Origin of the sequence: Parasphingomonas zepuensis (assembly GCF_036663735.1) — a bacterium.
In the GTDB taxonomy this organism is placed as follows: domain Bacteria; phylum Pseudomonadota; class Alphaproteobacteria; order Sphingomonadales; family Sphingomonadaceae; genus Sphingomonas.
Genome location: NZ_JAXOJO010000001.1, coordinates 764,380 through 783,880, shown reverse-complemented (window position 1 = coordinate 783,880; position 19,501 = coordinate 764,380). Strand labels below are relative to the sequence as shown.

Sequence of the window (19,501 nt, the reverse complement as noted above, 5' to 3'; positions counted from 1 at the left end):
ATGCGTAAATTTGTGATGATGGCGACGACGGCGACGATGATGGCGGGCTTCGGCCTGGCGCCCCAGGTCGCGCAGGCCCAGGCTGGCATCGAGGGCCGGGTCGGCAAGCTCGAAAGCGAGATGCGCGCGGTGCAGCGCAAGGTGTTTCCGGGCGCCAGGGGCCAGCTGGTCGAGCCCGACATCACGGCGGCCGCCCCCACTCAGGTCATCCCGGGCAGCCCGTCCGGCACTCCGGTCGCCGATCTCGACGCGCGGCTGAACGCGCTCGAGGCGCAGATGACCAGCATGACCGGCCAGATCGAGACCAACCAATATGGTATCCGCGAGCTCGAGCGCGCCTTCGAGGCCTATAAGCGCACGGTCGATGCCCGGCTGAAAGCGCTGGAAGAAGGCGCGGGCCCGACCGGCGCGACCGCGGCGAGCGAGCAGCAGCCCTTCGGCACGCCAGCCAGGCCGCCGGTCGCAACGAAACCGGCCGCGGGCAAGCCGCCGGCCGCGACGGTCGAAAAGCCGACGACGCCGTCCAGGGATCCTGCGCGCGCGCAGAAGATCGCGGCGCTCGAACGGCCAGCCACCGACGATCCGGCGGAGGACGCCTATCTCTACGGCTACCGGCTGTGGCAGGGGCAATTCTATCCCGAGGCGCAGGTGCAGTTGAAGAAGGTCGTCGCCACCTATCCGAAGCACAAGCGCGCCAGCTTCGCGCAGAACCTGCTCGGTCGCGCCTATCTCGACGAAGGCAAGCCGTCGCTCGCCTCGATCGCCTTTTACGACAATTACAAGAAGATGCCCGACGGCGAGCGCGCGCCCGACAGCCTTTATTATCTCGCCCAGTCGCTGATGAAGCTCGGCAAGCCGGCCGACGCCTGCAAGGTTTATGGCGAGCTCGGCGACGTCTATGGCGCGCGGATCAGCGCCACGATGAAGGCGGACATAACCCGCGGCCGGACCGAGGCGAAGTGCAAGTGAGGTGAGCGCTCCCGATCCGGCACTCGTCGCGCGGTTCAGGCGCGATTTCGAGCGGCTGGGGGAAGGCGTTCCGGAACCGGGCCGCAAGCTCGGCGTGGCCGTGTCGGGCGGCGCGGACAGCCTCGCGCTGCTGCTGCTCGCCGCCGCTGCATATCCGGGATCGGTGGAGGCCGCGACGGTCGATCACGGCCTCAGGCCGGAGGCGGCCGGCGAGGCAGCGTTCGTCACCGGAATCTGTCGGGGGCTCGGTGTGCCGCATGCGGTGCTGACCGTGCCGCCGAACCTGATCGTTAGCGGCAATCTGCAGGATCAGGCGCGCGGCGCGCGTTACAGCCTGCTTGGCTTCTGGGCCGGGTCGGGCACGGTCCGCGGCGATCGTCCGTGGCGGGTGGAGTTTTTCGCGACCGCGCATCACCGCGACGACGTGGCCGAGGGCTTCCTGATGCGCGCCCGTCGGGGTGCCGGCGTCGGCGGGCTCGCCGCGATGGCGGCGGTCCAGGAGTTTCCGGGCGGCCTTCCCGGTCCCCGGCTGCTCAGGCCGTTGCTCGGCTGGTCGCATGTCGAGCTTGCTGGTGTGGTGGCCGCGGCCGGCATCGTCCCGGTGGCCGATCCGTCGAACGTGCATCCGCGCTTCGACCGCAGTCGAATCCGCCAGCTGATTGATGCGTCGCCCGATCTGCCGCCTGACCGGCTGGCCCTGGCCGCGCAGAATCTGCGCCATGCGGAGGACGCGCTCGAATGGATCGTGGCGCGCGAATGGAACGCGCGCGCCGCGATCGAGGACCATGAGACGGTCTGGCTCGACGTCTCGGGCCTTCCCTATGAACTGCGTCGTCGCCTCGTTCACAGGGCGATCGAGTATATCCGATTCGAATTCGATGTTCCCGGCGTCTGGCGCGGCACGGGGCTCGACCGGCTGGTGGCCGCGCTCGATGCCGGCGAGCATGGCACGCTGGCGGAGGTCGCCGCGCGTGCGGGCCGGCGCTGGCGCTTCGAACTTGCCCCGCCGCGCCGATCACACTGATCGCCGAAAGCATGACGCTGGTCCATTGCCATTAACCGCACACCGCTTATCTTGTAGGCCGAAAGGTACCGGATACCCATGAACGACAATGACAAGCAGCCCAGCCCGGATAGCGGGGGCGGCAACCCCTGGATGAAGAGCTTGCTGATCTGGGTCGGCATCCTCGTCGGCCTGGCGCTGTTCGTGACCATGATCGATGGTCGCGCCCAGCCGGCGGCGAGCAGCACGATCCCGTATTCGGCGTTCCTCGACAAGGTCGAGGCGGGCACCGTGCAGGACGTCAATGTCGCGGGTGAGGTGATCACCGGCACCCTGAAGGACACCACCAAGTTCCGGACCTACGCACCGGCCGATCCCCGGCTGACGGATCGCCTGCGCGAGAAGAACGTGACGATCACGGCCAAGCCGGAGGATGGTCCGCCGATCTGGCAGTATCTGCTGGTCCAGTCGCTGCCGTTCCTGCTGTTCCTCGGCATCGCCTTCTTCGTGCTGCGCCAGATGCAGAAGAATTCTGGCTCCGGCGCGATGGGCTTCGGCAAGAGCCGCGCGAAGATGCTGACTCAGCGCGAGGGCAAGGTGACCTTTGCCGACGTGGCCGGCATCGACGAAGCGCGCGAGGAGCTCGAGGAGATCGTCGAGTTCCTGAAGGACCCGACCAAATTCGCCCGGCTCGGCGGCAAGATTCCAAAGGGCGCCTTGCTGGTCGGCTCGCCCGGCACCGGCAAGACGCTGCTCGCCCGTGCCATTGCGGGTGAGGCGGGCGTGCCCTTCTTCACCATTTCCGGTTCGGACTTTGTCGAGATGTTCGTCGGCGTGGGCGCAAGCCGCGTGCGCGACATGTTCGAGCAGGCCAAGAAATCGGCGCCGTGCATCGTCTTCATCGACGAGATCGACGCGGTCGGCCGCCATCGCGGTGCCGGCCTCGGCAACGGCAATGACGAGCGCGAGCAGACGCTGAACCAGCTGCTGGTCGAGATGGACGGCTTCGAGGCGAACGAAGGCATCATCATCATCGCCGCGACCAACCGTCCCGACGTGCTCGATCCCGCCTTGCTGCGGCCGGGCCGCTTCGATCGCCAGGTCGTGGTGCCGCGACCGGATATCGAGGGCCGTGTGAAGATCCTCGAGGTCCATATGAAGAAGGTGCCACTGGCGCCGGACGTTGACGCGCGCACCATCGCGCGCGGCACGCCGGGCTTCTCGGGCGCCGATCTCGCCAACCTCGTCAACGAGGCGGCGCTGACTGCGGCACGCAAGGGCAAGCGGCTGGTCGCCATGGCCGAGTTCGAGGAAGCCAAGGACAAGGTCATGATGGGCGCCGAGCGGCGTTCCATGGTGATGACCGACGACGAGAAGCGCATGACCGCGTATCATGAGGCCGGCCATGCCATCGTCGCGCTGCACGAGCCGGCGTCCGATCCGATCCACAAGGCAACGATCATCCCGCGCGGCCGCGCCCTGGGCATGGTCATGCGGCTGCCGGAGCGCGATTCGTACAGCTATCACCGCGACAAGATGTACGCGAACCTTGCCGTCTCGATGGGCGGGCGTGTCGCCGAGGAAGTGATCTTCGGCTACGACAAGGTCTCGTCCGGCGCATCGAGCGATATCCAGTACGCCACTGGCCTGGCCCGCGACATGGTCACGCGCTGGGGCATGTCGGACAAGCTCGGCCCGCTCGAATATGCCGAGCCCGAGGGCGAGAGCTTCCTGGGCTATTCGTCAAGCCGCCCGATGCGCATGTCGAACCAGACGGCTCAGCTGATCGACGACGAGATCAAGACGATCGTCGAAGGCGGCCTCAATCGCGCCAAGGAACTGCTGAGCAAGCATCTCGACCAGCTCCATCTGCTGGCCGGCGCGCTGCTCGAATATGAAACCCTGTCCGGCGACGAGATCAAGAAGCTGATCGCCGGAGAGGAAATCGGCCGGATGGACAGTGGACCCAAGGGCCCCGCGATACCGACCGGCGGCACGTCGATCCCGCGCACGCGGCGGCCCAAGGGCCCGTTCGGCACGCCAGCGCCTCAGGGCGCGTAAGGCCTGCCCGACCCCGCGGCTTCAGGCCGGCGACTGCTCCTGGCGGTCGCCGGCCTTTGTCGTTCCGGGTTCGGCGGATTTCCTGTCACGCAGCCGCCGCAAGTCCCGGCGCAGCGTCGCCGCGAGGTCGTCCAGGCGATGGTCGAGCAGCGCCTGGGTGACGGCGATGCGCACTTCGCATTTCGCTACGGGCCCCTGCTTGCCCATGATCCGGTCGTTCAGCGTCTGCGCGTCGATATGGAGCGCAGTCGCGACTCGAGACGAGAGGGCCGTCCCACTGATGGCGGTGCCGGCGGCAATCTCCCGGCGGGTGGCCGGCGGCGTCGAGACGACGGCGAAGAAGTGCGCGTTCTGGCGTTTGCGCAACGCGTCCGGCAGGGCTTGATCGTCGCCGGGCGCTGCGCCCGAGGCACAGGCGGCGGGGTCGCTCTGCCGCAGAATCTGCTCCCGTTCCAGCCGGAGGCGTAGCCCCTCGATCAGCAATGCGCTGTCCGCATCCGGCGCCATCCGGTCATAGGCCTCATCGATCAGCGCTCCGACCAGGGCGTCGGCCTTGTCGCGGGTGATTTCATATCGATAATAGCGCGTCATCACGTCACGGACCTTGGCGTAGAGTGGTCTGTTGCCTTGTCGTACCTGGCGGAAGCCGGGCTGCTCGCGCTCCAGCATCGCCATGGTGGCATCGATGCTCTCCAGAGCGGCCGTTTCACGGTTCTCCAGCCTCGATCGCTCCGACTGCTCCGGGGGCAGCGGGGCCTGCAACGGGTCCACCGGCGCGGTCACGACGGAACGGTCGGGCGGCGCCGCGGTACGTTTCACGGGCGGCAGCGAAGCCCCGAGCGCCCAGAGAAAGGCGAGCATCAGCAGGACACGCGCGATCCAGCGCGGCGGACCCCCAAAGCCGCGATCCGGCGCGCCGACCAGCGGTACGAGCGCCATGGCGACCAGCGCCACAGGATAGAAGGGCACGACGGGCTGCCACAGGCTGCGCACCCACCAGATGCCGGCCGCTGCGCCAAGCCCGGCGACGACGCAGCCCAGGATGATCCATTCGCGGTGTCGCCACAGCAGGTGTTCAAGCGCGATCCGCACCGCCGGCCAGGTTGCGATTCGAAAATAGAGGAGCAACGCCGCAACCGTGCCAAGCGCGAAGGACTCGGCCGGCGCCAGCTGGTCGATCATCGCCAGGCTGAAGAATGCGGCCGCGGCGACAGTCGCGGCGCCACCGCGCATCCCCAAGGGACCGGGCTCGGTGCGCTGCGCCGCCACATAGGTCCAGGCGGCGACCACCATGGCGGGCAGGAGAATCAGCGCGGGCCACCATGGGCGCGGCAGCACCGCGGCGGCGAACGCCAGCAGTGCAAACGCGCCGAGCCAGCCCTCGCGTTGCCAGCGCGGATGATTTTCCGAAGCACGCCAGCGTTTCCGCCACGGTGCCAAGGTGTACAGGATGGCGGCGGGCGTCAGGAAGCCGATGGACGCGATGCCCCCGATCATCCAGGCGTCGCTCACCAAGCCGGTGCCCGCCACGACATAGCCGAGCCACAGGGTGGCGAGGAACGCGATCGGAATCATCGCGAGAATGCCGAGCGTCAGGCGTGGCTTGGCGAGGAATCGCCGCCAGCGGTCGACCGAGGCGGCCTTGAACGAATGGTGCAGGCCCGGCGCGACGTCGCCATGCTCGCCGAGCAGTGCCTCGACCCCGTCGATCATGCCGGGCCGGAACGCGTCGAGCCGCCACGACCACCAGGCCCCGGGCGGGCGGGTCAGCGATCGCCACGCCGGATGATAAGCGTGGCTGTGGTGATTGAGCCCCTCGATGATCCGCCACTCGTCGAGCCGGCCGAGCACCGTCGAGATCGACCAGCTCGTACCGCGCAGATGATGGTTGTCCCCACCCCAGCCGAACGCCTGGACCGACTGCAGCAGCACCGCGTCGCTATGCGGGACGGTCGCGGCAAGCAGGTCGGCGAGCCAGGGCTCGACATCGTCGCGGATGCGGATTTCGCCCATGGCGGGCGATGCGAGGATGGCGTTCAGCCGCTCCTCCAGCACTGCATCGCCGGGGCGCCAGGGGCCGCGCAGCCCGGCTTCGAGGTCGGCCATGGCCGCGCGCAGGGCCGCCAGCTCTGCCTCGCGTTCGGCGAGCATCGCGTCGAGCTCGGGCGTCGCGACGGCGGGGGCGTATGTCGCATCCGGGGATTCGACAGGCTGGACCGGCATGTTCCAGTCATGGGGCGCGGGATCGACCGCTTCGTCGGCCTCTTCCTCTTCCGAATCCTCATAGTCGGCCCAGCGCACGGCATAATCATGCTGATCGAGCGCCGCTTCATAGGCGGCGCGCAGCCGCTTGAACCCTTCGGGATCGTCCTCCGGGTGCGTGACCCGCAGCTTCTTCGCATAGGCGCGGCGGATGGCATCGCGGTCGCTGCCGCTGGGGATCTCCAGGACGTCCCAGACGCTCGTCACAGGAACCGCTCGCCCTCGATCCGGTCGAGCGCGGCGTGGAACTCGGTCCGCGCATGCTCGACCGCACGCGGATCCTGCGCGTCGAGCACCTGCTGGAACTGCCCGATCAGATAATCGATCGCCGCGCGCTCCTCGCCGAGGAAATTCTCGAAGCATTTCTCGCCACGCGCCAGAGCCGCGCGATTCAGTTCGTCCTCGCGCGGATGCGTCTTGAGCGCGGCGAGCGTGGCGCGGCGCTCGGCGATCGCGGCGGCGTCGCCGGCCGGATCGTCGTTGATGAGCAACTGCGTGCGCAGGCCCGATTTCTCGACCAGGATATCGACTTCGAGCAGCCCGCTCACGTCATAGGAGAAGCGCACGTCGATCCGCTCGCCCGCGGGCCCGCGCGGCACCTTCACCTTGGTCTCGCCGATCTTGACGTTGTCGCGGACCAGCCGGCCTTCGCCCTGGTAGATGCCGAAAACCACCTCGGTCTGGTTGGCGTGCATGGTGGAGAAGCTGTGGACCCGGCTCGCCGGGATCACCGTGTTGCGCTCGAGGATCGGCGCGAACAGGCCGTGCTCATAGGTGCCGCCCGGCAATTGCCGGCTGACCTCGACGCCGAGCGAATAGGGGCAGACGTCCGTGACGACGACTTCCTTCAGCGCCGAATCGCGCGCCTTGAGCCCGGCCTGGACCGCCGCGCCCAGCGCCACCGCCTCGTCCGGATTGATCGTCGCGTTGGGGAAGCGGCCGAACATCCGCGCCACCGCGCGGCGCACCACCGGCATGCGTGTCGCGCCGCCGATCAGGATGATGTCGGACAGCGCCTCGGGCCGCAGGTTGCTGTCACGCAGCGCGCGCAGCACGGGTTCGCGCAGCCGCTCGACCAGCGGCGCGGCCTGTTCCTCGAATGCCGCGGTGGACGCCTCATGCTCGCAGGAAACGCCGTTCCAGACGAGCCGCATCGTCGCCGATGGCGCGGTCGTCATCGTGCGGCGCGCGCGCTCGGCCTGTTCGCGCAATTTCTGGTAGAGCGCATCGCTGCGCTCGTCCGTCTTCCAGTCATCGGCGAAGGCGGCGCGCATCATGCCGACCAGCACCTCGTTGAAATCCTCGCCGCCAAGCTGGTTGTCGCCGGTCGAGGCGCGGACCTCGATGATCCCTTCGAAGATCTCGACGATCGACACGTCGAAGGTGCCGCCGCCCAGGTCGAACACGAAGAAGCGCGCCTCACGGTCCAGATTCTGGATGCCGTAGGCAAGCGCGGCGGCGGTCGGTTCGTTGATCAGCCGCTCGACGCGCAGGCCGGCGATCTCGCCGGCGCGGTGAGTCGCCTTGCGCTGCTGGTCGTTGAAATAGGCGGGCACCGTGATCACTGCCTCGGCGACCGGCTCGCCCAGATACGCCTCGGCATCTTCCTTCAGGCTGCGCAGGACCAGCGCCGAGAGTTCCTCCGCGCTGTAGTCGCGCCCGCCGAGCCGGGTGGTGCGCCTCGTCCCCATATAGCGTTTGAAGGCGGTGGCGGTGGATTTGGGATGGCTCGCCTGCCGGTCGCGCGCGGCGACGCCGACCAGCACATTGCCATTGTCGTCGATGCTGACCGCGGAGGGCGTCAACGTCTGGCCCAGGCGATTGGGAATCAGCGTCGCCGCGCCGTCCTGCCACACCGCCGCGGCACTGTTGGTGGTGCCGAGATCGATTCCGATGATCATTGCGTCTGCTTCCCCGCCGGTATTTCAACCGCATAACCGCACGGCTCGCAGCGGTGAAGCGGCCGTTTGGCCGATGCGGCGATTCAGTTCATTTTCGGTTCACCCGGCCGGCGCCCAACCGAGCAGGATCACGGGAGGGACGGGATGCGGCGATCACTGGCACTGGGCGCTCTGGCGCTGCTGATCCTGCCCGTGGCGGCGCAGGCGATGACGGTCGAGGAGTTCCTCGCCAGGGCCGCCGCGCTCCGCGACAAAGGGCCGGCAGCGCCGGCGCCCGAGCTCGGCCAGCTCCGCGACGAGATCAGAACGGCGGCCGAGGCCTATCGCGCGGTGATCGATTCGGCGCGGGCGACGGGCGGCAAGCCACGTTCCTGTCCGCCGCCCAAGGGCCAGGCGAAGATCGATTCGGCCACGCTGATCGCCGCTTTCCAGAAGATCCCCCGGGCGCAACGCGGGACGAGTCTGCGGACGGCCTTTTTCAGCTTCATGGACAAACGCTATCCCTGCCGCTGAGCCCGGCGCTCATTTCATCAAGCCGAGCACTAGCAGCAGCATCGAGAAGGCGACGAGCGCCAGGAACGCGAAGACCATCAGCGCGATGGTCCGCCACAGCGCCGATCGCTTGCGCAGCGAATAGGCGCCGCGCAGCTGCGCGAACATGTGCACCGGCGGGGCGATCATCGCGACGGGCGCGATCACGTCGCTCGACAGGCCGAGCCAGCTGCCCCAGCTGAGCGCCACCACCAGCAGCATCATGAACGCCAGCGAGTAGGTGACGAAGATCGCGTGATCGTACAGCTTGAAGCGCCGCCGCCACAGGAACAGCAAGGCCACGAACGGCACCGAAATGGGGATCAGCCCCCAGGAATATTTATAGGCGCTGGTCTGCAGCTTGTAGAGCGCCAGGCCGGGATTGTGCTTGGCCTTGTTGAGGCCCTTTTCGAGCGCGGGCCAGCCGATCTTCGTCTCGAACCCGTTGGATACGATGTCCCCGCCGGCAAGCAAGGTCGCGCGGGCTGCGGTCAGCGACTTGACCACCGCTTGAGCGCCAAGCAGCCGTCCGTCGGGTGCGCCGACAGGGCCAGGGGCCGCCTCCGCCGCCTTCAGCTCGATCCGCGCCGTGGCGAGCTGCGCGTCGATCTCGGCAAGCTGCTCCTGGCGTTGCGCCGGCCTGATGTCCGGCGTCTCCAGATCGCCGTCGAACGTGTGGATCGACGCGAACATAAGAAAGACGGAGAACAGGAACAGCGCCAGCGGCGAGACGAAGCGCGCCCGCTCGCCCGCGACATAGCGCCGTGTCAGCGCACCCGGATGGAAGGCCAGCATCGGCAGGGTGCGCCATATCTTGCCCTCGAAATGCAACACGCCGTGGAGCAGATCGTGCCCGATAGAGGCAAGCGACCGGTGGACATGTTCCGCCTGGCCGCACGCGTGGCAATAATCGCCGATAAGGGCGGTGCCGCAATTGAGGCACAGGCCGTGTTGCGCCCCGCCGGCATGGGCCGCCCCCGTGTGTGGTTCTACCGCGCGCCCGATCAGGGCTCCCGTGGCGATATCGCCGGCTGCTTCGATTCCCCCGCTCATCGCCTGTGAATATCATCTTGCGCGGCGAAAAGGCGATAGGGCTTTGCGCGGGCCGCGTTCGTCGTGGTAGCGACGCGGCCATGGCCGATGCCGATATCGATTCCGCGGCGCTGATCGCCGATATGGGCCGCCGGGCCCGTGCCGGCGCGCGCGTGCTGGGCGCCCTGTCGAGCGCGGCGAAATGCCGCGCGCTCGAGGCGGCCGCCAAGGCGATTAGCGCCGCTGCGCCGGCAATCGCTGCCGCCAATGCCGAGGACATGGCTCGTGCCGAGGCGGCCGGCCTGTCGAACGCGATGCTCGATCGGCTCCGGCTCGATGCCGGGCGGATCGAGGCCATGGCGGCCGGCGTGGCTGCGGTGGCCGATCTGCGCGATCCGGTGGGCCAACTGATCGACGAGAGTCGCCGGCCCAATGGCATGGTGCTGCGGCGCATCCGCGTGCCGATCGGCGTGATCGGGATCATCTATGAAAGCCGCCCCAATGTGACGGCCGACGCCGCGGCGCTCTGCATCAAATCGGGCAATGCCGTGATCCTGCGCGGCGGCACCGAGGCGATCGGCAGCAACCGCGCGATTCATGCGGCGCTGGTCGCCGGCCTGGAGAGCGCCGGCGTGCCGGGCGACGCGGCGCAACTCGTGCCGATCACCGATCGCGCGGCGGTCGGCGCGATGCTCCGGGCGGAGGGCGCGATCGATCTGGTCGTGCCGCGCGGCGGCAAGAGCCTGGTGGCGCGGGTCCAGGCAGAGGCGCGCGTGCCGGTGCTCGCGCATCTCGACGGGATCAATCATGTCTATGTCGATGGCTCGGCCGATCCGGCGATGGCGCAGGCGATTACGATCAATGCCAAGATGCGGCGCACCGGGGTGTGCGGCGCGATGGAGACGTTGCTGGTCGACCGCGCCTGGCCCCACACTGCCGAACTGGTGACGGCGCTGGCCGAGTCGGGCTGCGAGGTGCGCGGCGATGCCGCGATCCGCGCGCTGGTGCCGGGGGTCGGCGCTGCCGATGCGGCCGATTGGGACACCGAATATCTCGAGGCGATCGCTTCGGTCGCGATCGTCGACGGCGTGGACGGGGCCATGGCGCACATCGCGGCGCACGGATCGCACCATACCGATGCGATCGTGGCGGATGACGAGGCCGTGGCCGACCGCTTCCTTGCCGGTGTCGACAGCGCGATCGTGCTGTGGAACGCCTCGACTCAATTCGCCGACGGCGGCGAATTCGGGCTCGGCGCCGAGATCGGCATCGCCACCGGCCGCCTGCACGCCCGCGGCCCCGTCGCGCTCGAGGGGCTGACGACCTATAAGTGGATCGTGCGCGGCACGGGGCAGACGCGGCCCTGAGGCGCGCTTCCGCTGATTTGCGATTATCGGGCGACGCGTTGTCGACAATCACGGAAAAGTTGATTCCGCGTATTCGGATGTATACATTCGATACATGACCAAAAGCGCCGTCATCACCGCTCGCATCGATCAGGACACGCTTGCCTCGCTGGACGAGCTGGCCGCCATGCAGGAACGCACGCGCGCCTGGCTCGTGGGTAAGGCGATCGAACGCTTCGTCCGCGAAGAGCATGAGCAATTCGCCTTTCTGAAGGAAGGGGAGGATGCGATCGACCGCGGCGACTATCTGACGCACGACGAAATGGTCGCCGAGGTCAGGCAATGGAAGCTTAGCAGGCAGCGCGCAGCCTAATGCGTGTCATCTGGTCGCGGCCGGCCCGCGACGATGTCTTTGCCATCGCCACCTATTATGACGGGATCGATCCTGCGCTCGCCGAATCGAACGTCGACCAGATTGAGGGCGCTGCGGCGCCCCTGCTGGCGAATCCCAAGATCGGCCGCGTCATTGCAAAGGCCGGCGTACGTAAATGGACGGTGCGGCACACGCCCTTCCTACTGCTCTACACGGTGCGCGGGAACGAGATCGAAATCCGTCGCGTCCGCCACGGCGCGGCCGACTGGCTGGCCGAATGACCCGCATCGGCATCCTTGGCGGCTCGTTCAATCCGGCGCATGGTGGCCACCGCGCGATCAGCCTTGCCGCGATCGGCGCGCTCGGGCTCGATGAAGTGTGGTGGCTGGTCTCGCCCGGCAATCCGCTCAAGGAGAAGGCAAGCGACATGGCGCCGCTCGCCGTCCGCCTCGCCTCGGCCAGGGCGATGGCGCGGCACGCGCCGATCCGCCCGAGCGCGATCGAGCTGCAGCTCGGCACGCGCTACACCATCGATACCGTCCGCGCGCTCGTCCGGCGCTACCCCAAAAACCGCTTCATCTGGCTGATGGGCGCGGACAATCTCGCCCAGTTCGACCGGTGGAAAGATTGGCGCGGCATAGCGCGCGAGGTTCCGATTGCGGTTGTCGCGCGTCCGGGCTATGACGGTGCTGCCCACGCGGCCCCCGCGATGGGTTGGTTGCGGCGCTTCATGCGGCCCGTGGACCAGGCCAAGAGCTGGACGAAGTGGAGAATGCCGGCACTCGTGCTGTTGCGATTCCGCCCCGACCCTACCTCTGCGACCCGGCTTCGTATGGCCGATCCCGCCTGGCAGCGCCGTTTTGCGCCGCCAGAGCCACTCCCACCCTCAACATAGGAATCGTCTTGGCCTCATCTTCCCCTGCGTATCGTGCGTCCGAACCCGATGAGGTGGAGGCGCTGCACAAGCTCGTCCTGGCGTCGCTCGACGACGATCAGGCCGTCGACACCATCTCGATCCCGCTCGCGGGCAAGAGCAGCATCGCCGATCACATGGTGATCGCGAGCGGCCGTTCGACGCGCCAGGTGGCCTCGATGGCCTCGAAGCTCGCCGAGAAGATCAAGGGCGAGCTTGGCCGGTCGACCCGGATCGAGGGGCTGCCGACCGCCGACTGGGTGTTGATCGATGCGGGCGACGTGATCGTCCACCTGTTCCGCCCGGAAGTGCGCAGCTTCTACAATCTCGAGCGGATGTGGGCTTTCGGCGATGCGCCTCCCACCCCGGCGGCCCCCACGCCTGACGCGTAAGCCGCGTTGCTGCTCCATATCGTCGCGCGCGGCCGGATCGGGCGTGGGCCCGAGGCCGAGTTGGTCGATCGCTATGTGAAGCGCCTCGCCTGGCCGGTGAAGCTGACCGAACTGCCCGATACCGGCGGCAAGATACCGGCGGTCGATCCCGGCACGCGGATCGTCATGCTCGACGAAACCGGGGAGATGCTCGGTTCGCGCGCTTTTGCCGACCGGCTAGAGAAATGGCGTGACGGCGGTGTGCGCGAGACGCGTTTCCTGATCGGCGCGGCCGACGGCTTCGACGACGGACAACGCGCCAGTGCCGATCTGCTGCTGTCGTTCGGCCGCGCGACCTGGCCGCATCTGCTCGCCCGCGCGATGCTCGCCGAGCAATTGTGGCGCGCGACGAGCATCCTTGCCAACCATCCCTATCACCGTGAAGGTTGAGCGCATGCGCTTGATCGGGACAGCATCGCTTGCCGCTGCCGTTATCCTGGCCGGTGCCGCGATGGCTGCGACCCCGGTTCCCCGCCCCCCCAATCCGGCCGCCGCGCAACGCCAGCGGCTGAACGAGGCCATGGCGCAGTCGGCCGCTGCCGCCGCGCGTTCGGCCCGGCTCGAACGGGCGGCCGCGCGCGCGACCGACCAGGCGGCGCAGGCGCGCGCGCTCGAGGCCGCGGTGGCGGCCCGGATCCAGCAGGCCGAGGCCGATATCGCCGCCGGGCAGGCGCGGATCGCCCTGGTCGACCGGCAGCTTGCGGCACAGCGCGCGCATCTCGCGGCGCGGCAGGGGCCGGTCACGCGGCTGGTCGCAGCGCTGCAATCGCTTGCCCGGCGGCCGGCGCTGGTCGGCATCGTCCAGCCGGGTTCGGTCAGCGACATGGTCCATGTCCGCGCGGTGCTGGCCAGCACGCTGCCGGTGGTCCGTGCGCGCACCGCCGATATCCGGGGCGATCTTGCCCGTACCCGCCAGCTCCAGGCCAGCGCCGCCGGTGCCGCCCGGTCGCTTGCGGAAAGCCGCAGCCGGCTCGATCAGCAGCGCCTGGCACTGACCCGGCTCGCCGCGGCGCACCGGCTGCAGGCGCGTGCGCTCGGCCGCGATGCGCTGTTCGAATCGGATCGCGCGATCGCGCTGGGCGAAACCGCCCGCGACATCGTCGACCTGATGGACCAGCTCGGCAACCAGGCGGCGACGCGCGAGGCGCTCGAATCGCTGCCGGGCCCGGTACCCCGTCCGCTACGGCCCGGCGAGGTGGCGTCGCCGATCGAGACATTATCCTGGGCGGGCGGCACGCCGCCCTACCGGCTTCCCGTGACGGGGCGGGTGGTGACCGGGCTCGGCGAACTGTCCGATGCCGGGGTGCGCTCGCGCGGGCTGACCATCGTCACCGCGTCGGGGGCGGCGGTGGTCGCGCCCGCCGCCGGCCGGATCGCCTATGCCGGCCCGTTCCGCGCTTATGGCATGATCGTGATCGTCGATCATGGCGGCGGCTGGACCTCGCTCATAACGGGGCTCGGAGCGCTTTCCGCCCGGGTCGGGCAGACGGTGGCGCAGGGCGCGCCAGTCGGCCGCGCGGGCACGGGCGACGATCCCCGAGTCACGGTCGAGCTGCGCCGCCGGGATCGCGCGATCGACATGACGGCGCTGCTCGGCTGATCGTGCCCGCCCGTTCCGGCTGGAAATCGGAAGTCACCTCCCGTTCAGCCGCGTTGCGCTTTGATCCAGGGCATTTGATCGGGGGCCAAATACCGCTACGATGCCCCAAACCGGTTTCCTAGGTAGTAACTTATGTCACGCGCCCTTCTTCAGGCCACTGCGATTGCTGCGGTCCTCGCGATCATTCCCATCGGCACCAGCGCCATGGCTGCAGTCGACAGCGGCACGTACCGCGAGATCGACCAGTTCATGGACGTCTTCAATCGCGTGAAGGTCGAATATGTCGACAAGGTCGACGACAAGACGCTGATCAAGGGTGCGATCTCGGGCATGCTCGCGGCACTCGATCCGCACAGCGCCTATGAGACCGGGCTCGATTACGACAATCTGCGAATCCAGACCTCGGGCAGCTATGGCGGGCTCGGCTTGACGGTCACGATGGAGGACGGCGCGGTCAAGGTGATCTCGCCGCAGGAGGACACGCCGGGCTGGCGCGCCGGGGTCAAGTCGGGCGACTATATCACCCACATCAACGGCAAACTGATCTACGGCGAGACGCTCGACGAGGCGATCACCGAGATGCGCGGCCCGCCTGGCAGCAAGATCCAGCTGACCCTGATCCGGCCCGGCCGCGACAAGCCGATCGAGCTGTCGATGGTGCGCGAGAAGATCGTGCAGAAGCCGGTCAAGTGGGAAGTGAAGAACGGCATCGGCATCATCAACATCAACACCTTCTCGGAAAATACCGGCGAAGCGACCAAGGCGGCGATCCTGGGCATCGAGAAGTCGCTCGGCCGTCCGCCGCTCGGCTATATCGTAGATCTGCGCGACAATGGCGGCGGCCTGCGCGACGAAGCCGTCAGCGTCGCCGACAATTTCCTGAATTATGGCGAGATCGTCTCCGAACGCGGCCGCGAGAAGAACGATATCCAGCGTTTCTATGCCCGCAACGGCGATTATGCCCGCGGCCTGCCGGTGATCGTGCTGACCAATGCCGGTACCGCGTCAGCCTCGGAAATCGTCGCCGGCGCGCTGCAGGATCATCACCGCGCGCTGGTCATGGGCGAACGCTCGTTCGGCAAGGGATCAGTGCAGACCGTGCTCGATCTGGGCAACGCCACCGCGCTGCGCCTGACCACCTCGCGCTATTACACGCCGTCGGGCCGCTCGGTGCAGGAAGGCGGGATCGAGCCGGACATCAAGGTGCCGCAGATTTCTGATCCCGACTACAAATCGCGCCCGGTGTTCCGCGAGGCCGATCTGCGCCGTCACCTGATCAACGAAGTGAAGGCCGACAATTCGGTGCTCGAGGAAGATACCAAGACCGATCCGCGCTTCGCCGCCACGCCCGATCAGCTCAAGGCGAAGGGAATCGAGGATTTCCAGCTCGATTACGCGCTGAAGACGCTCGGCCGGCTCGGCGCCGTGCCGCAGCCCCAGGTCGCGGCGGTGGCCCGCAAATGAGCCTATTCCCCCGCCATTGCCCCCGGCCCGCGGCATGATCCGCGATCGTTTCGTCGCCGCGCGCTGGCTCGCGCTGCTGCTGCCGCTGGCGCTGATGTCCGGCGCGCTCGGCTCGCAATTCATCGGCGGGCTGTTCCCGTGCGAGATGTGCCACTGGCAGCGCTGGCCGCATTATGCCGCGATCGCGCTTGCTGCGATGGCCTTTGTCGCGCCCGGCACCGCCAGCAAGCGCGCGCTGGTCGCCGCGGCGGCGCTTGCGATTCTGGTGAGCGGCGGGATCGGCGTGTTCCACGCCGGCGTCGAATATCATTGGTGGGACGGGATTACAGCCTGCGCCACGACGATGCAGGGCAGCGGCGGATCGGTCGAGGACATGCTGAAGCGGATCATGGCCGCCCCCGTGGTGCGCTGCGACGTCCCGCAATGGTCGCTGTTCGGTATCTCGCTCGCCGGATTCAACGCGATCTTCTCGCTTGCCGGCGGCATCGCCATCTTGTGGCTGATGCGCCGTCGGCGGCGGGTTTCGGCGTTCGCCCGGTGAGCGGCTGGCGCCCCGGCGACGCGAAACGCGCGACCGAATCGATGATCCGGGTCGATCAGGCCGGCGAATATGGCGCCACGCGCATCTATGCCGGCCAGCTCGCCGTGATGGGCGATCGGACGCCGGCCGCGCGGAAGATCGCCGGCATGGCCGGGCAGGAGGAGCGCCACCGCGCCTTTTTCGATGCGATGATGGCGCGGCGCGGCGTGCGGCCGACTCTGCTCCAGCCCATCTGGAACGTCGCCGGTTTCGCGCTCGGCGCGGTGACGGCGGCGATCGGACCGGAGGCGGCGATGGCCTGCACCGCCGCAGTCGAGACAGAGATCGACAAACATTATTCGGAGCAGCTCGCCACCCTGGCGCAGAGCGACCCGGAACTATCGGCCGCAATCGCGGATTTTCAGGCTGAAGAGGTCGAGCATCGCGACACCGCGCTCGCCTCCGGCGCCGAGCGCGCCTTTGGCTATCCCCTGCTGAGCGGCCTGATCCGCCTCGGCTGCAAGGCGGCCATCGCGACGGCCAAGCGGATTTGAACGGGAGAATGACGATGCTCAGGATCATGGCAGGGGCGCTGGCGCTGGCCGCGCTCAGCCCGGCCGGCGCGCAGGTCGCTGGCCCGATGCTGCCGGGCGCGCGCCCGGCGGCGCCCGAAGGGCCGGCCGAGGTGTCGCGCAGCGCGCCGGTGAACGGTGTGCTGACCTTGTTCGGCAACGAACGCTGCCCGACCAATGCCGACGGCGCCGAAGTCGTGGTGTGCGTGCGCGGCACCCCCAGTGAGCAGTTCCGCATCCCCAAGGACGTGCGCGAACTGCAGATCACGCCCGAAAACCAGAGCTGGGCGGTCCGGGCACAGGGCCTGGTCGACGACCCCACCGTTGCCGGCGGCGTGGGCAGTTGTTCCACCGTGGGCGCCGGCGGCCAGAGCGGCTGCTTCCTTCAGCAGGCGCGACAGCCGAAGCGCGAGAACCAGCAGAAAAAGGCCGCTCAGCAGAGCCTCGAGGATTCGCTTCCCTGACGCTTTGACCGGGGGCGGGCGCTTCGGTTAGGAGGCAGTCTCCTCGGGGAGCGGGACATACGATGGCGACGGTGCAGGCCGGAACGCGGGCGAAACCGCTCGCGGCTGATGGATATGAGAAATTCCTGGCAGTAGCCGCGATCGTGCTGCTGGCGGCGGTGCTCGTCGCGCTGGCGCGGGGTTATCCGCACTGGGGCGCCGTCCCGCCACTGGTCTGGGCGCATCTCGCCACCATCCTGCCAGCGCTTGCTCTCACGCCGGTGATGCTGCTCCGCCCGCGCGGCGATCGGCCGCATCGGCTGCTCGGCAAAATCTGGGTGGCGGCGATGCTGCTGACGGCGATCCTGTCCTTCGGCGTGCGCGAAAGTCGCCAGGGCGGGCTCAGCATTATCCATCTCATCTCGGCCTATGTGATCGTCGTCGCGCCGCTGATCTGGTGGAATGCGCGGAATCACCGCGTCGCGCGCCACCGCACCCAGGTGCGCGGCATGGTGACGGGCGCCTTGCTCGTCGCCGGCTTCTTCACTTTCCCGTTCGGGCGGATGCTCGGCGCATGGCTGTTTGGCTGAAATCATGATCGATATGCCGACCGGCCAGTTCCCCGTCCGCGGGCCGCGCAAGCTTGCCTTCGGGTTGTTCGTGCTCGTCTGGTTCTCGATCATCTGGTTCGGCTCGTCGGAATATAATCCCAACAACTCGACCCGGCTGTTCGCGGCGGTCTCTTTGGTCGAGCAGGGCGATGCGACGATTGACGAATTCGGCAAGCTGACGATCGACAAGGCGGAATTCGGCAAGCACACCTATCTCGACAAGGCGCCCGGCATGACGGTGATGGCGATGCCGGCGGTGTGGATCGCCGACACGCTCACCGGCACCACCGCCGCGCCTCTCGCCAAGACGATGGGCGATCCCGGCCTGTGGGATTATATGCGCCTGCGCCAGCGGATCGCGGTGGCGATGACGGTCGCGGTGCTCACGGCGCTCGCCACGGTGCTGTTGCTCGATCTCGCGACCGGCATCACCGGCAGCGCCAGCGCCGGGTTCGTCACGGCGCTCGCTTATGCCCTGGCGACGCCGGTCTGGGGCTGGTCGACCACCTTGTTCGGCCATGCGCCGGTCGGCGCGCTGATGCTGATCGCTACCTGGGCGATCTGGCGGGGCACCTCGGGCGATGCGATCGGCCAATGGCGCTATCCGTTGCTGGCGGGGGCGGCGCTCGGCTGGGCGCTGGTCGTAGAATTCTCCGTGGTCATTCCCGGGCTGCCCATCGTCCTCTGGACGATCTGGCGGACGCGCGCGGTCGCCTGGCCGGTTCGCGCGCGCCTGTTCGGGCTCGCGGCGGCGGCGGGGCTCGTCGCGCTGGTGCCGCTGCTGGTGTATAACCAGATCGCCTTCGGCACGCCGTTCAAGGTGGGCTATGAAGGCGTGGTCGGCTTCAACGGCATGAAGCAGGGTTTCTTCGGCCTCACCTATCCCAAGATCGAGGTGCTGGCGCAGATCGTCTTCGGCACTGAACGCGGCCTGGTCTGGGTCGCCCCGGTGCTGATGCTCGCGCCGTTCGGGCTGGCCCGGCTGATCCGGAACCCGGCCACGCGCGATCTCGGCTGGCTCTGCACTGCAATCGCGATCGGCGTGCTCCTCTACAATTCGGCCTATGTCTATTGGGACGGTGGCTATGCCACGGGCCCGCGCCATTCAGTGCCGGCGATCGGCTTTCTCGCTCTGGGGCTGGCGCCGCTGTGGCAGGGCTGGCGTGCGTCCGGGCGCGGCTGGATCGCCGGACTGATCGCCTCGGGCATGATCATCAACCTCGCCATCGCGGCGGCCGAGATCGCCGCGCCGCAGGGTTTCCGCTTTCCGCTGGTCAATCCGATCATGCCGATGTTCCTGCGCGGCGAGATCCGGACGATCGCGGGGGATTATTGGGGCTGGTCGGCGGGCCTCGGCCTCATCCCGTGGCTCGTCGTCGCAGCGCCGTTGCTGTGGTGGCTGATCCGCCAGCTCGGCCAGCCGGCTGCAGTGCCGCTGGGCAGCCGATCGGCTGCCGCGTAACCGGCGT

The 19,501-nt window shown here is 68.2% G+C and carries 20 protein-coding genes; 17 read left to right on the top strand and 3 right to left on the bottom strand.

The annotated features are described in order from the left end of the window. From U1769_RS03785 to ftsH, 3 genes are all read left to right on the top strand, one after another. Entirely contained in the window at positions 1 to 969 is a 969-nt protein-coding gene (locus U1769_RS03785) for a hypothetical protein (RefSeq protein ID WP_332712133.1), read from the top strand. Between the two features lies 1 nt (position 970). Beyond that, positions 971 to 1,993, top strand: coding sequence for a tRNA lysidine(34) synthetase TilS (gene tilS / locus U1769_RS03780; protein WP_332712130.1), 1,023 nt, complete (start codon positions 971 to 973; stop codon positions 1,991 to 1,993). A 78-nt stretch (positions 1,994 to 2,071) separates the two neighbouring features. Then, entirely contained in the window at positions 2,072 to 4,033 is a 1,962-nt protein-coding gene (gene ftsH / locus U1769_RS03775) for an ATP-dependent zinc metalloprotease FtsH (protein WP_332712128.1), read from the top strand. Between the two features lie 21 nt (positions 4,034 to 4,054). Here the strand turns inward: ftsH and U1769_RS03770 are convergent, their stop codons facing one another. Both U1769_RS03770 and U1769_RS03765 read right to left on the bottom strand, forming a co-directional pair. Continuing rightward, complete coding sequence (locus U1769_RS03770; protein ID WP_332712125.1) at positions 4,055 to 6,502, bottom strand: hypothetical protein; 2,448 nt, start codon at positions 6,500 to 6,502, stop codon at positions 4,055 to 4,057. Then, positions 6,499 to 8,196, bottom strand: coding sequence for an Hsp70 family protein (locus tag U1769_RS03765; protein ID WP_332712122.1), 1,698 nt, complete (start codon positions 8,194 to 8,196; stop codon positions 6,499 to 6,501). Before U1769_RS03765 ends, U1769_RS03770 begins: the two co-directional genes overlap by 4 nt. Before the next feature lie 144 nt (positions 8,197 to 8,340). Here U1769_RS03765 and U1769_RS03760 point away from each other — a divergent pair, with 144 nt between their 5' ends. Continuing rightward, positions 8,341 to 8,709 (top strand): hypothetical protein, encoded by a 369-nt coding sequence (locus tag U1769_RS03760; RefSeq protein WP_332712119.1) that lies wholly within the window; start codon positions 8,341 to 8,343, stop codon positions 8,707 to 8,709. Between the two features lie 9 nt (positions 8,710 to 8,718). On the opposite strand, the gene U1769_RS03755 is transcribed toward U1769_RS03760, so the two are convergent. Further along, complete coding sequence (locus tag U1769_RS03755) at positions 8,719 to 9,780, bottom strand: DUF3667 domain-containing protein (RefSeq protein WP_332712116.1); 1,062 nt, start codon at positions 9,778 to 9,780, stop codon at positions 8,719 to 8,721. Between the two features lie 80 nt (positions 9,781 to 9,860). Between U1769_RS03755 and U1769_RS03750 the strand changes: the two genes are divergently transcribed. From U1769_RS03750 to U1769_RS03690, 13 genes are all read left to right on the top strand, one after another. After that, the gene (locus U1769_RS03750; protein ID WP_332712113.1) at positions 9,861 to 11,126 is read left to right on the top strand and encodes a glutamate-5-semialdehyde dehydrogenase; all 1,266 of its coding nucleotides are present in this window, start codon (positions 9,861 to 9,863) and stop codon (positions 11,124 to 11,126) included. Positions 11,127 to 11,220: 94 nt separating this feature from the next. Then, positions 11,221 to 11,478, top strand: a complete 258-nt coding sequence (locus U1769_RS03745) for a CopG family ribbon-helix-helix protein (RefSeq protein ID WP_332712110.1) — start codon at positions 11,221 to 11,223, stop codon at positions 11,476 to 11,478. After that, complete coding sequence (locus tag U1769_RS03740) at positions 11,478 to 11,759, top strand: type II toxin-antitoxin system RelE/ParE family toxin (protein WP_332712107.1); 282 nt, start codon at positions 11,478 to 11,480, stop codon at positions 11,757 to 11,759. The genes U1769_RS03745 and U1769_RS03740 overlap by 1 nt, the downstream gene beginning before the upstream one ends. Beyond that, the gene (locus U1769_RS03735; protein ID WP_332712104.1) at positions 11,756 to 12,373 is read left to right on the top strand and encodes a nicotinate-nucleotide adenylyltransferase; all 618 of its coding nucleotides are present in this window, start codon (positions 11,756 to 11,758) and stop codon (positions 12,371 to 12,373) included. The genes U1769_RS03740 and U1769_RS03735 overlap by 4 nt, the downstream gene beginning before the upstream one ends. An 8-nt stretch (positions 12,374 to 12,381) precedes the next feature. After that, positions 12,382 to 12,783, top strand: a complete 402-nt coding sequence (gene rsfS / locus U1769_RS03730) for a ribosome silencing factor (protein ID WP_332712101.1) — start codon at positions 12,382 to 12,384, stop codon at positions 12,781 to 12,783. A 6-nt stretch (positions 12,784 to 12,789) separates the two neighbouring features. After that, positions 12,790 to 13,212, top strand: a complete 423-nt coding sequence (locus U1769_RS03725; RefSeq protein ID WP_332712099.1) for a 23S rRNA (pseudouridine(1915)-N(3))-methyltransferase RlmH — start codon at positions 12,790 to 12,792, stop codon at positions 13,210 to 13,212. A gap of 4 nt (positions 13,213 to 13,216) precedes the next feature. After that, positions 13,217 to 14,422 carry a murein hydrolase activator EnvC family protein gene (locus U1769_RS03720; RefSeq protein WP_332712097.1) on the top strand — a complete coding sequence of 402 codons (1,206 nt, stop codon included), beginning with the start codon at positions 13,217 to 13,219 and terminating at the stop codon, positions 14,420 to 14,422. Positions 14,423 to 14,554: 132 nt separating this feature from the next. Continuing rightward, complete coding sequence (locus U1769_RS03715) at positions 14,555 to 15,886, top strand: S41 family peptidase (RefSeq protein WP_332712095.1); 1,332 nt, start codon at positions 14,555 to 14,557, stop codon at positions 15,884 to 15,886. A 34-nt stretch (positions 15,887 to 15,920) separates the two neighbouring features. Further along, the gene (locus U1769_RS03710) at positions 15,921 to 16,427 is read left to right on the top strand and encodes a disulfide bond formation protein B (RefSeq protein WP_332712093.1); all 507 of its coding nucleotides are present in this window, start codon (positions 15,921 to 15,923) and stop codon (positions 16,425 to 16,427) included. Positions 16,428 to 16,468: 41 nt separating this feature from the next. Continuing rightward, on the top strand, positions 16,469 to 16,960 hold the full coding sequence (locus U1769_RS03705; RefSeq protein WP_332713645.1) for a demethoxyubiquinone hydroxylase family protein: 492 nt from the start codon (positions 16,469 to 16,471) through the stop codon (positions 16,958 to 16,960). A gap of 14 nt (positions 16,961 to 16,974) precedes the next feature. Continuing rightward, the gene (locus tag U1769_RS03700; protein WP_332712091.1) at positions 16,975 to 17,442 is read left to right on the top strand and encodes a hypothetical protein; all 468 of its coding nucleotides are present in this window, start codon (positions 16,975 to 16,977) and stop codon (positions 17,440 to 17,442) included. Between the two features lie 62 nt (positions 17,443 to 17,504). Further along, positions 17,505 to 18,011 carry a DUF2306 domain-containing protein gene (locus U1769_RS03695; protein WP_332712088.1) on the top strand — a complete coding sequence of 169 codons (507 nt, stop codon included), beginning with the start codon at positions 17,505 to 17,507 and terminating at the stop codon, positions 18,009 to 18,011. Between the two features lie 4 nt (positions 18,012 to 18,015). Further along, positions 18,016 to 19,494, top strand: coding sequence for a hypothetical protein (locus U1769_RS03690; protein ID WP_332712085.1), 1,479 nt, complete (start codon positions 18,016 to 18,018; stop codon positions 19,492 to 19,494). Positions 19,495 to 19,501: the final 7 nt, after the last annotated feature.